The organism is Pseudomonas sp. (assembly GCF_050739995.1).
Lineage (GTDB): Bacteria > Pseudomonadota > Gammaproteobacteria > Pseudomonadales > Pseudomonadaceae > Aquipseudomonas.
On record NZ_JBOICG010000123.1, the window covers coordinates 1 to 11,735 of the forward strand.

Below are 11,735 nucleotides of genomic sequence, written 5' to 3' on the forward strand. Positions count from 1 at the left end.
ATCTCTCGTCAGCGGGAGGCGAATTCTACAGCGTTACACGCTGCTGTCAACACCTCTTTTTCAACTTCCTGGCCGCTTCGATGAACTGAAGCACCTTGCTGTCGAAAACTTCATAACTCGTTGTTTACCAAGGAGTTTTCCGTTTCGACTGCGCCGGAAGTGGGGCGAATTATAGGCCTCCAGAATCTGCCGTCAATCGCTTTTTTCACATTTCTGTCATATCGGTCAAAAAAGCCCACTAAAACGCAAAAGCCGGCCCAAAGGGCCGGCTTTTCAGCTCGCCTTACAAGCTAGGGAAGGCAAACTGGGACGCCTCATGGCTGGCCCGCTGCGGCCAACGTTGGGTAATCGCCTTGCGACGGGTATAGAAACGCACCCCATCCGGCCCATAGGCATGCAAATCGCCGAACAGAGAACGCTTCCAGCCACCAAAGCTGTGATAGGCCACCGGAACCGGCAGTGGAACGTTCACGCCAACCATGCCCACTTCAATCTCATCACAGAACAAGCGTGCAGCTTCCCCATCACGAGTGAAAATGCAGGTGCCATTTCCGTATTCATGATCGTTGATCAACTGCATGGCTGCTTCCAGGCTGTTCACCCTGACCACACACAACACCGGCCCAAAGATCTCTTCCTTATAGATGCGCATCTCAGGGGTGACACGATCAAACAGACTGCCGCCCAGGAAGAAGCCTTCCTCATGCCCGGCAATACTCAAGCCACGGCCATCAACCACCAGCTTGGCACCCGCCGCCACACCGTCTTCTATATAGCCACTGACCTTATCCCGCGCCTGGCCTGTCACCAGCGGCCCCATATCCAGGCCGCAAGAAGTCCCCGCGCCAATCTTCAACGCCTTGACCTGTGGCACCAGCTTGGCGATCAATGCATCCGCCACTTGGTCTCCCACACACACGGCCACCGAAATCGCCATGCAACGTTCACCGCACGAACCGTACGCAGCGCCCATCAGAGCACTGACCGCATTGTCCAGGTCCGCATCCGGCATGAGCACAGCGTGGTTCTTCGCCCCACCCAGCGCTTGTACGCGCTTGCCGCGTTTGGTCGCCTCGGAATAGATGTACTCGGCAATCGGTGTCGAGCCTACAAAACTCAGGGCTTTTACTTCAGGTGCTTCGATCAGCGCATCCACTGCGCCCTTGTCCCCGTGCACCACACTCAGTACGCCCTTCGGCAGCCCAGCCTCCTGCAGCAATTGCGCAATCAGCAACGTCGAGCTTGGATCACGCTCCGACGGTTTCAGGATGAAACAGTTACCGCAGACGATCGCCAGCGGGTACATCCACAACGGCACCATCGCTGGGAAGTTGAACGGCGTAATACCCGCTACCACGCCCAACGGCTGGAAGTCCGACCACGCATCAATGTTCGGTCCTACGTTACGGCTGTACTCGCCCTTCAGAATTTCTGGCGCTGAGCACGCGTACTCGACGTTCTCGATCCCACGCTTCAGCTCACCCGCTGCATCTTCCAGGGTCTTGCCGTGCTCTTCACTGATCAGCTGCGAGATGCGTGCTTCGTTCTGCTCCAGCAACTGCTTGAAACGGAACATCACCTGCGCACGCTTGGCCGCTGGTGTGTTGCGCCAGGCCGGGAAAGCGGCCTTGGCCGAATCGATCGCCTGTTGAATAGTTTCACGACTGGCCAGCGGCACCTGGTGGATGACTTGACCGGTCGACGGGTTATACACATCGGCGCTACGGCCGGTGTCGTTGACCAACTCACCATTGATCAAATGCTGGATAAGGCTCATGCAGGGCTCCTGAAAAATTGTTCTATATAGAAGGAGAAATCAGTCGATCTTGTTCAGCACTTCACCGACCGCATCGAACAAACGATCCAGGTCCTGCGGCTTACTGTTGAAGGTTGGCCCGAACTGCAGCGTGTCACCGCCAAAACGCACATAGAAACCGGCTTTCCACAAGGCCATGCCGGCCTCGAATGGGCGCACGATGGCATCGCCGTCGCGCGGTGCAATCTGGATCGCACCAGCCAGGCCGTAGTTGCGGATGTCAATCACGTTCTTGCTGCCTTTCAAACCGTGCAACGCATTCTCAAAGTGTGGGGCGACTTCGGCCACGCTCTGCACCAGGTGTTCCTTCTGCAGCAGGTCCAATGCCGCAAGACCAGCCGCGCAGGCCACCGGGTGCGCCGAATAGGTGTAGCCGTGGGGGAATTCCACCGCGTACTCGGGTGTCGCCTGGTTCATGAAGGTTTGGTAGATCTCGCTGCTGGCAATCACGGCGCCCATCGGGATCGCGCCGTTGGTGACTTGCTTGGCGATGCACATCAGGTCCGGGGTAACGCCGAAGCTATCGGCACCAAACATCGAGCCGGTACGGCCGAAACCGGTGATCACTTCGTCGAACACCAACAAGATGTTGTGCTGGTCACAGATTTCACGCAGGCGCTTGAGGTAACCCTTTGGCGGCACCAGCACACCCGCCGAGCCGGCCATTGGCTCTACGAACACAGCCGCAATGTTCGACGCGTCGTGCAATTCGATCAGCTTGAGCAGTTCATCAGCCAGCGCGATACCGCCCTGTTCCGGCATACCACGGGAAAAGGCATTGCTCGCCAACAAGGTGTGCGGCAGATGGTCAACGTCCATCATCGCCTGACCAAAAATCTTACGGTTGCCGTTGACGCCGCCCAGGCTGGTACCGGCGATATTCACACCGTGATAGCCACGGGCGCGGCCGATCATTTTGGTCTTGGTAGACTGGCCCTTCAAACGCCAGTAGGCACGCACCATCTTCACCGCCGTATCGGCGCACTCGGAACCAGAGTCGGTGAAGAACACATGATTCAGGTTGCCTGGGGTCAGGTCGGTGATCTTTTCCGCGAGTTGGAAGGACAAAGGATGACCGTATTGGAAGCCTGGGGAGTAGTCCAAAGTGCCCAGTTGCTTGGCGACCGCCTCCTGAATTTCCTTACGTGTGTGCCCGGCGCCGCAGGTCCACAAGCCTGACAACGAGTCATACACCTTGCGACCCTTGTCATCGGTCAACCAGCTGCCTTCGGCGGCCACGATCAGGCGCGGGTCCCGTTGGAAGTTACGGTTGGCGGTGTAGGGCATCCAGTGAGCATCCAACTTCAGTTGGCTGGCCAGGGACGAAGGGGCGTTTTCGGGCATGTTCATCAGCAAAACCTCGCAGGGCAAAAGGCAGCGTCGGGATTGAAAAGCGTTGTTGCAGCTAAATTGCCACGGCGATAAAGTCGGTGAAATTCAACTCTTCTAACCTTCAGTCAGGCCTTCACTAAACTATGAGCAGCCGCAGACCCGATCCCCTGGCCCAAGTCAGCGACTTCGATATTCGCCTGCTGCGCATCTTTCGTAGCGTGGTGGAATGCGGTGGTTTTTCAGCGGCAGAAACGGTGCTCGGTATCGGACGCTCGGCTATCAGCCAACAAATGAGCGACTTGGAGCAACGTCTTGGCCTAAGGCTATGCCAGCGCGGCCGTGCAGGTTTTTCCCTGACGGAAGAAGGCCGTGAGGTCTACCAGTCGGCCTTGCAACTATTAAGTGCCTTGGAAAGTTTCCGCACCGAGGTCAACGGCCTGCACCAGCACTTGCGCGGCGAGTTGATCATCGGCCTCACCGACAACCTTGTCACCCTGCCCCACATGCGTATCACCCACGCCCTGGCGCAGTTGAAGGAACGCGGCCCAGACGTACAGATCCAGATCCGCATGATCGCGCCCAATGAGGTGGAACAAGGCGTGCTCGACGGCCGCCTGCATGTCGGCGTGGTGCCCCAGGCCAGCGCCCTGTCAGGCCTGGAATACCAACCGCTGTACAGCGAACGTTCGCTGCTCTATTGCGCGGTCGGCCACCCATTGTTTTATGCCGACGACAAGCAACTGGACGACGCCCGCATCGACAGCCAGGATGCCATCGCCCCTACCTTCCGCCTGCCCGCCGAGATCCAGGCCCATTACCAGGCGCTCAACTGCACCGCCAGCGCCTCGGACCGTGAAGGTATGGCCTTCCTGATCCTCACCGGCCGCTATATCGGTTACCTGCCCGACCACTACGCCAGCCTCTGGGTGCAACAAGGCCGACTACGCGCGCTGAAACCGGCCACACGTTTCTACGATTTGAGCCTGGCATCGGTCACGCGCAAGGGCCGTCGCCCTCATTTGGTGCTGGAAAGCTTTCTGGAAAGTCTGGCCGCAACGCGCTAACTCAGGGCTCTCACAAAAAGCTGAGCACCTGGACAGCTTTTTGCAAGAGGCCAAGGACCTTGAACTGTCCGCCTTGAGTTTGCCCACCATGCCACCAGAATCTCCCAGCTCCAGCGACCTGATCTACGGCCTCAACGACCGGCCTAAACCTATCCCCGCCACGGTGGCCGCGCTGCAACATGTACTGGCTGCCTTCGTCGGCATCATCACGCCACCGTTGATCATCGGTTCCACGTTGGGCCTCACCGCCCACTTGCCCTACCTGATCAGCATGGCGCTGATGGTGTCTGGCGTAGGCACCTTCATCCAGGCACGTAGGCCGTTTGGCATCGGCGCCGGAATGATCTGCCTGCAAGGCACCAGCTTTGCTTTCCTCGGCGCAGTGTTGTCAGCGGGGTTCCTGGTGAAACAACGCGGAGGCAGCCCGGAAGACATCCTGGCGATGATCTTCGGTGTGTGTTTTTTCGGCGCAGCGGTGCAGATTGTGTTGAGCCGTTTTATCGGCCAATTGCGCCGGGTGATCACGCCGCTGGTGACCGGGATTGTCATCACCCTGATCGGCATCAGCTTGATCAAAGTGGGCATCACCGACCTGGGTGGCGGTTTCAACGCGCCTGACTTTGGTGCTCCCACCAATCTGGGCCTGGGCCTGTTCGTGGTACTGACGATCATCCTGCTCAACCGCTCGAACACACCCTGGGTACGGCTCTCGGCCATCATCATCGGCTTGGTGGTTGGCAGCGTAGCCGCGTGGTTCAGCGGTAAATTGGTGCCCCAAGCCCTGCCCGACTTACCCTTGATCAGCCTGCCCAGCCCATTTCGCTTTGGTTTCAATTTCGACTGGAGCGCTTTCCTACCGATCGCGCTGATTTACCTGATCAGCAGCATCGAAACCGTCGGCGACCTCACCGCCAACTGCATGATTGCCCGCCAACCTATCAGTGGCCCTTCTTATATAAGCCGACTCAAGGGCGGTGTATTGGGCGATGGTGTCAGTTGCATGATCGCCGCCACTTTCAGCGCCTTCCCCAACACCACCTTCGCGCAGAACAACGGCGTGATCCAGCTCACCGGCGTGGCCAGTCGTTACGTGGGTTTATACATAGGCCTGATACTGTTCTGTCTCGGCTTGTTTCCACTGATTGGCGCGGTATTGCAGCAAATTCCCAAACCCGTATTGGGCGGCGCGACCCTGGTGATGTTCGGCAGCGTGGCCGCCGCCGGTGTACGCATCCTCGCCCAGGCGCCGCTGGACCGGCGCAGCATGCTGATCATCGCCACCTCGCTCGGTGTGGGCCTGGGCATCGCCGCCCAACCGAACCTGCTGCATTTGATGCCGCCCCTGGTGCAAAGCCTGTTCGACTCCGCCATCACCAGCGGCGGCCTGACCGCCATCCTGTTGTGCCTGTTATTGCCCGAAGTCAAAGCGCCCGTCATTGCCGCAAACCACACGCCGGAAAGCGACACGTTGGAACCGCTTTGAGGGTTTTATTGCATCAGGACTTGTCTGAGCCTTGAGGGTGGGTTATCTGTGCACACGTCGTCTTTATCGATCAGCACGGAAACCTCCATGAGCCTCGAAGTTCCTGCCCACGGCCACCACGCCGGTAAACCCGCCAGCCGCATTCGGCAAAAGAACGAACAAGCGATTCTCCAGGCGGCTGAAGATGAGTTCGCGCGCCACGGCTACAAAGGCACCAGCATGAACACCATTGCGTCGAGTGCCGGGCTGCCCAAGGCCAACCTGCATTACTACTTCACCAACAAACTGGGCCTGTATATCGCAGTGCTCAGCAATATCCTCGAATTGTGGGACAGCACCTTCAACACGCTGACCGCCGATGACGACCCGGCCATCGCGCTCACTCGCTACATCCGTACCAAGATGGAGTTTTCTCGGCGTCACCCACAAGCCTCGCGGATCTTCGCCATGGAGATCATCAGCGGCGGCGAATGCCTTACCGAATATTTCAGCCAGGACTACCGCGCCTGGTTCAGCGGCCGGGCGGCGGTGTTCCAGGCCTGGATCGAAGCGGGCAAGATGGACCCCATCGACCCCGTGCACCTGATCTTCCTGCTGTGGGGCAGCACCCAGCACTACGCCGACTTCGCGACCCAAATCTGCCGCGTCACCGGGCGCACCAAGCTGACCAAGCAGGACATGGAAGACGCCGGCACCAACCTGATCCACATCATTCTCAAAGGCTGTGGCGTCAAGCCAGCCCTATAAACGAAGCGACTTATGCCTTTCACGCTCACCGGCTTTTGCGAATTTCGTGAAGAGATCCGCAAAAGCCGCTTCATCACACTGGCCGCGCCAATCACCAGCCCGCAGGACGCCCAGGCTTTTTTCGAACAGCACAGCGACCTCAATGCCACACACAATTGCTGGGCCTGGAAGCTGGCCGACCAATACCGCAGCAGTGATGATGGCGAACCCGGCGGTACGGCCGGGCGACCGATTCTTGCCGCTATCGAAGCCCAAGGCTTTGATCAAGTCGCTGTGCTGGTGATTCGCTGGTATGGCGGCATCCAACTGGGGACTGGCGGTCTGGCCCGGGCCTACGGCGGCGGCGCAAACAAATGCCTGCAGAATGCCGAGCGCATCGAACTGATCAGCCGCGTGCCCCTGAGCTGCGCCTGCACATTCTCTGAGCTGAACCTGGTGAAATTGCGCGTCGCCGAACTCGGCGGTCTGGTGGTAGAAGAAACCTTCACCGCCAACGGTGTTGAACTGCAACTGGCATTGGGCGAGGCTCACATCGACACCCTGCAAACCCAACTGGCCGACCTCAGTCGTGGGCGTATCCTGCTGGAACGCTGAACCTGCTATGGTTGCTCGCTGACCCTCCTACTCCAAAGGAAGCCCTTCATGTCTACGCCAAAAACCGCATTGATCATCGGCGCCTCGCGCGGACTGGGCCTTGGCCTGGTCAAGCAATTGCTCCAGGACGGCTGGGATGTGACCGCCACCGTGCGCGATCCGGGCAAGGCCGACGCCCTGAAAGCCGTGGGCCCGGTGCACATCGAGAAGCTGGACATGGACGATCAGCAAGCCGTGATCGCCCTGAGCCAACGTCTCAAGGACCGCACCTTCGACCTGCTGTTCGTCAATGCCGGCGTCAAAGGCCCGGCCAATCAGGAGCCTGGCCACGCCACCCTGGCGGAAGTCGGCCAATTGTTCTTCACCAACGCCGTCGCGCCGATCAACCTGGCCCAGCGCTTTGTCGGGCAGATCCGCAAAGACAGTGGCGTGCTGGCGTTCATGAGCTCGGTGCTGGGCAGCGTGACCATCCCCGACGGGTCGGACCTGGCGTTGTACAAAGCCAGCAAGGCTGCACTCAACTCCATGACCAACAGTTTCATTACCCAACTCGGCGACCACAAACTCACCGTGCTGTCACTGCACCCGGGCTGGGTGAAGACCGACATGGGCGGTGAAAATGCGCACATTGATGTCGACACCAGCGTGCGCGGCCTGGTGGACCAGGTGAACGCCTACACCGGCAAGGGCGGCCATCACTTCATCGACTACAAGGGCGATACCATCGCCTGGTAATTAATGTGGGAGGGGGCTTGCTCCCTCCCACATTGATAGCGTCCATTTCCCACGGCTAGACCAGACCTCTACTTACACGTAATCTAGCCCCTCGCCTTCACCGGCGACCCTGGATCAGCAGACAGGGCAACACTGAGCTGGCAAACCTGAACCCATCATTCAGAGGAGCCGGCCAATGCCTGCGACCCGTATCTGGTTAAAAAACCCCCTCGCTATTTTCACGGCCAACGGCCTCGACGCCCGTGGCGGCCTGGTGCTGCAAGACGGTGTGATCAGCGAAGTGCTGGCCCAAGGGCAAGCGCCCACGCAGCCCTGCGCACAGGTGTTCGATGCTCGCGAGCATGTCGTTCTTCCCGGGTTGATCAACACCCACCACCACTTCTATCAAACCCTGACCCGTGCCTGGGCGCCGGTGGTCAACCAGCCGTTGTTCCCGTGGCTGAAAACCCTCTACCCGGTCTGGGCGCGCCTGACCCCGGAAAAGCTCGCGCTGGCGTCCAAAGTAGCCCTGGCCGAATTGCTGCTCTCAGGCTGTACCACGGCGGCCGATCACCACTACCTGTTCCCTGACGGACTGGAAAATGCCATCGACGTGCAAGTGCAAAGCGTGCGCGAACTGGGCATGCGCGCCATGCTCACCCGCGGTTCCATGAGCCTTGGCGAAGCCGACGGTGGCCTGCCGCCGCAACAGACAGTGCAACAAGGCCAGGTGATTCTCGACGACAGCCAACGGCTGATCCACGAATACCACCAACGTGGCGAGGGTGCACAGATCCAGATTGCCCTGGCACCCTGCTCACCGTTTTCGGTCACCCCGGAAATCATGCAAGCCAGCGCCGAACTGGCCAACAAACTCGACGTGCGCCTGCACACGCACCTGGCGGAAACCCTCGACGAGGAAGACTTCTGCCTGCAACGGTTCGGCCTGCGCACCGTGGACTATCTCGACAGCGTCGGCTGGCTCGGTCCGCGTACCTGGCTGGCCCATGGCATTCACTTCAACCCGGATGAGATCGCGCGCCTCGGCGCTGCCGGCACCGGCATCTGCCACTGCCCAAGTTCGAATATGCGCCTGGCCTCCGGCATCTGCCCGACCCTGGACCTGCTCGCTGCCGGCACACCCATTGGCCTCGGCGTGGATGGCTCCGCTTCCAACGACGCGTCGAACATGATCCTTGAAGCGCGCCAGGCCCTGTACATCCAACGCCTGCGTTATGGCGCGGAAAAAATCACCCCTGAAGGCGTGTTGGGCTGGGCCACCCAAGGTTCGGCGCAATTGCTGGGGCGTACGGATATTGGTGAGTTAGCGGTAGGAAAGCAGGCCGACCTGGCGTTGTTCAAACTTGATGAGTTGCGGTTCTCCGGCAGCCACGATCCGATTTCGGCGCTGCTGTTGTGCGGCGCCGACCGTGCGGATCGAGTGATGGTGGCAGGTAAGTGGCGGGTCATCGACGGCCAGGTCGAGGGCCTGGACCTCAAGGGCCTGATCGCCGATCACACTCAAGCCGCGCGTCAGCTGATCGCCGGAACCTAAGCCCTCCCCCCATAAAAATGTGAAAGGAGATCTCTGTGGGAGCTGGCTTGCCAGCTCCCACATTGGGCCCAGTGATGATTTGAGAGATCGGGTTACAGGCCCAGCAGCGACAACATGATAAAGGTCGCAAACAGCACGAAATGGGTCATCCCTTCGATGGCGTTGGTTTCGCCATCGTTGAGGTTGATCGCACTGACAACCAGCGTGATCAACACCATCACCGTTTGCACCGGCGTCATCGCCATCTGGAACGGCTGGCCGGTGTAAAGCGCCATGGCCTCCATCACCGGTACAGTCAGGATCACCGTCGACAAGGACGCGCCCAACGCAATGTTCACCACCGACTGCATGCGGTTGGCCAACGCCGCGCGCAACGCGGTCAGAATCTCCGGTGCCGCCGAAATGGCCGCCACCACAATCGCCGTGATCACCGGTGGCGCGCCCGTGCCTTCAAGGCCCAGGTCGAGGGTCTTGGACATCACCTCGGCCAATGCGCCAATCACAATCACACCAAACACCAGCGTACCGATGGAAAACGCCAGATTGATTGGCGGCTCCTCGTGTTCTTCCGGCTGTTTCTTGCGACGTTTTTCCGGGTAGCTGTAGCTGAAGAAATAACTGTGTGGCCCTACCTGCATACGCAGAAACAAGGTGTAGAGCAGCACCATCGCCCCGATGGTAAACGCCGAGTAAATTTTCCAGTCAGCCTCGGGGATAAATTCCGGCACCACCATCGATACCCCCATGGCGGTGAGGATCATCACACTGTAGCTACGTGCGGAATCGTCGTTGTAGGACTGTTCGCCATGCTTGATACCCCCCATCAGCGCGGCCAGGCCAAGGATGCCGTTGATATCGAGCATCACTGCCGAATAGATAGTGTCACGCACCAGTGTGGGCGACGGCTCATTACTCATCATGATCGCCAGGATCACTACTTCCACCAGCACGGCGGCTAGGGTCAGGATCATGGTGCCGTAGGGGTCGCCGACCTTTTCCGCGAGTTGCTCGGCGTGATGGGCCACGCGCATCGAGGCCACCACGATAAACGCGATCAGCACAACGCCACCGAGTAACGCCACCATCTGCCCACTGTTCAACATCCAGTGTTCCAGCGGGTAAGCGGCGATAGCGGCAATCAGCGCCAACAGCATGAATTTTTCTTGCTTGAGGGATGTGAGCATTCCGGGCCTTATCAAACAGCTAAACCAGTCATCGATGGGGTACAGACTACGGCACGTTGCTAACGTTTCGTTACACCTTATTTCACACGGCCCTTGCGTGAATAAAAGCAAAACTCTCCTGCTGGTCAGGTTTTGCCGATTATTTCAGCCGTGGCCTGTAGAATGCCGCCATTGCACCTGATGAGAATTTAGAAAATGTACGATTGGCTCAACGCCCTGCCCAAGGCTGAACTCCACTTGCACCTGGAAGGTTCGCTGGAGCCTGAGTTGCTGTTCGCCCTGGCCGAGCGCAACAAGATTGCGCTGCCGTGGAACGACGTCGAAACCCTGCGCAAGGCCTACGCCTTCAACAACCTGCAGGAATTCCTCGACCTGTATTACAAGGGCGCCGACGTGCTGCGCACCTCCCAGGATTTCTATGACCTGACCTGGGCCTACCTGCTGCGCTGCAAAGCACAGAATGTGATCCACACCGAACCCTTCTTCGACCCGCAGACTCACACCGACCGAGGCGTGCCGTTCGAAGTGGTGCTCAATGGCATCGCTGCGGCACTCAAAGATGGCGAGCAGCAACTGGGGATCACCAGCGGTTTGATCTTGAGCTTCCTGCGCCACCTGAGCGAAGCCGAAGCCGAGAAAACCCTCGACCAGGCGCTGCCGTTCCGTGACGCGTTCGTGGCCGTGGGCCTGGACAGTTCGGAAATGGGCCATCCACCGAGCAAGTTCCAGCGCGTGTTCGACCGTGCCCGCCACGAAGGTTTCCTCACCGTGGCCCACGCCGGCGAAGAAGGCCCGCCCGAGTACATCTGGGAAGCCATCGACCTGCTGAAAATCCAGCGTATCGACCACGGCGTGCGCGCCATCGAAGACGAGCGCCTGATGCAGCGCATCATCGACGAGCAGATCCCGCTGACCGTGTGCCCACTGTCCAACACCAAGCTGTGCGTGTTCGACGACATGGCCCAGCACAACATCCTGGACATGCTCGAGCGTGGCGTGAAGGTGACGGTGAACTCGGATGACCCGGCGTACTTCGGTGGTTACGTCACCGAGAACTTCCACGCGCTGTACACCTCGCTGGGCATGACCCAGGACCAGGCCAAACGCCTGGCGCAGAACAGCCTGGATGCGCGACTGGTAAAGCCGTAACCGGCACTCACTGAGTAAATGCAGACCAAATGTGGGAGCGGGCTTGCTCGCGAATGCGGTGTCCCAGTCGCCTAATGTATCGGCTGACACACTGCCT

Annotated in this window: 10 protein-coding genes; 7 read left to right on the forward strand and 3 right to left on the reverse strand. The window is 59.3% G+C overall.

Going from position 1 to position 11,735, the window contains the following annotated elements; genetic code table 11:
* Positions 1-283: 283 nt before the first annotated feature.
* Positions 284-1,777, reverse strand: a complete 1,494-nt coding sequence (locus ACRESD_RS04255; protein ID WP_431749777.1) for a CoA-acylating methylmalonate-semialdehyde dehydrogenase — start codon at positions 1,775-1,777, stop codon at positions 284-286.
* 39 nt (positions 1,778-1,816) lie between these two features.
* The gene (locus ACRESD_RS04260; protein ID WP_431749778.1) at positions 1,817-3,166 is read right to left on the reverse strand and encodes an aspartate aminotransferase family protein; all 1,350 of its coding nucleotides are present in this window, start codon (positions 3,164-3,166) and stop codon (positions 1,817-1,819) included.
* Between the two features lie 125 nt (positions 3,167-3,291).
* On the opposite strand from ACRESD_RS04260, the gene ACRESD_RS04265 reads away from it, so the two are divergent.
* The 6 genes from ACRESD_RS04265 to ACRESD_RS04290 all read left to right on the forward strand — a co-directional run bounded on the left by ACRESD_RS04265 (position 3,292) and on the right by ACRESD_RS04290 (position 9,305).
* Positions 3,292-4,212: a LysR family transcriptional regulator gene (locus tag ACRESD_RS04265; protein ID WP_431749779.1), complete on the forward strand. Its 921-nt coding sequence runs from the start codon at positions 3,292-3,294 to the stop codon at positions 4,210-4,212.
* 88 nt (positions 4,213-4,300) lie between these two features.
* The gene (locus tag ACRESD_RS04270) at positions 4,301-5,695 is read left to right on the forward strand and encodes a uracil-xanthine permease family protein (RefSeq protein ID WP_431749785.1); all 1,395 of its coding nucleotides are present in this window, start codon (positions 4,301-4,303) and stop codon (positions 5,693-5,695) included.
* An 87-nt stretch (positions 5,696-5,782) separates the two neighbouring features.
* A complete protein-coding gene (locus tag ACRESD_RS04275) occupies positions 5,783-6,442 on the forward strand; it encodes a TetR/AcrR family transcriptional regulator (protein ID WP_431749780.1) in 660 nt (219 codons plus the stop codon).
* Between the two features lie 12 nt (positions 6,443-6,454).
* Positions 6,455-7,036 (forward strand): IMPACT family protein, encoded by a 582-nt coding sequence (locus tag ACRESD_RS04280; RefSeq protein ID WP_431749781.1) that lies wholly within the window; start codon positions 6,455-6,457, stop codon positions 7,034-7,036.
* Between the two features lie 48 nt (positions 7,037-7,084).
* Entirely contained in the window at positions 7,085-7,771 is a 687-nt protein-coding gene (locus ACRESD_RS04285) for an SDR family oxidoreductase (protein WP_431749782.1), read from the forward strand.
* 175 nt (positions 7,772-7,946) lie between these two features.
* The gene (locus ACRESD_RS04290) at positions 7,947-9,305 is read left to right on the forward strand and encodes an 8-oxoguanine deaminase (protein ID WP_431749783.1); all 1,359 of its coding nucleotides are present in this window, start codon (positions 7,947-7,949) and stop codon (positions 9,303-9,305) included.
* Between the two features lie 92 nt (positions 9,306-9,397).
* Here ACRESD_RS04290 and ACRESD_RS04295 read toward each other — a convergent pair whose 3' ends face one another.
* Positions 9,398-10,489, reverse strand: a complete 1,092-nt coding sequence (locus ACRESD_RS04295; RefSeq protein WP_431749784.1) for a calcium:proton antiporter — start codon at positions 10,487-10,489, stop codon at positions 9,398-9,400.
* 195 nt (positions 10,490-10,684) lie between these two features.
* Here ACRESD_RS04295 and ACRESD_RS04300 point away from each other — a divergent pair, with 195 nt between their 5' ends.
* Positions 10,685-11,638, forward strand: coding sequence for an adenosine deaminase (locus tag ACRESD_RS04300; RefSeq protein ID WP_043051475.1), 954 nt, complete (start codon positions 10,685-10,687; stop codon positions 11,636-11,638).
* Positions 11,639-11,735 lie beyond the last annotated feature (97 nt).

Bases quoted from the DNA above. Each gene is read 5' to 3' on its own strand.
- ACRESD_RS04255 (WP_431749777.1), bottom strand. From the start codon at position 1,777: ATGAGCCTTATCCAGCATTTGATCAATGGTGAGTTGGTCAACGACACC.
- ACRESD_RS04260 (WP_431749778.1), bottom strand. From the start codon at position 3,166: ATGAACATGCCCGAAAACGCCCCTTCGTCCCTGGCCAGCCAACTGAAG.
- ACRESD_RS04265 (WP_431749779.1), top strand. From the start codon at position 3,292: ATGAGCAGCCGCAGACCCGATCCCCTGGCCCAAGTCAGCGACTTCGAT.
- ACRESD_RS04270 (WP_431749785.1), top strand. From the start codon at position 4,301: ATGCCACCAGAATCTCCCAGCTCCAGCGACCTGATCTACGGCCTCAAC.
- ACRESD_RS04275 (WP_431749780.1), top strand. From the start codon at position 5,783: ATGAGCCTCGAAGTTCCTGCCCACGGCCACCACGCCGGTAAACCCGCC.
- ACRESD_RS04280 (WP_431749781.1), top strand. From the start codon at position 6,455: ATGCCTTTCACGCTCACCGGCTTTTGCGAATTTCGTGAAGAGATCCGC.
- ACRESD_RS04285 (WP_431749782.1), top strand. From the start codon at position 7,085: ATGTCTACGCCAAAAACCGCATTGATCATCGGCGCCTCGCGCGGACTG.
- ACRESD_RS04290 (WP_431749783.1), top strand. From the start codon at position 7,947: ATGCCTGCGACCCGTATCTGGTTAAAAAACCCCCTCGCTATTTTCACG.
- ACRESD_RS04295 (WP_431749784.1), bottom strand. From the start codon at position 10,489: ATGCTCACATCCCTCAAGCAAGAAAAATTCATGCTGTTGGCGCTGATT.
- ACRESD_RS04300 (WP_043051475.1), top strand. From the start codon at position 10,685: ATGTACGATTGGCTCAACGCCCTGCCCAAGGCTGAACTCCACTTGCAC.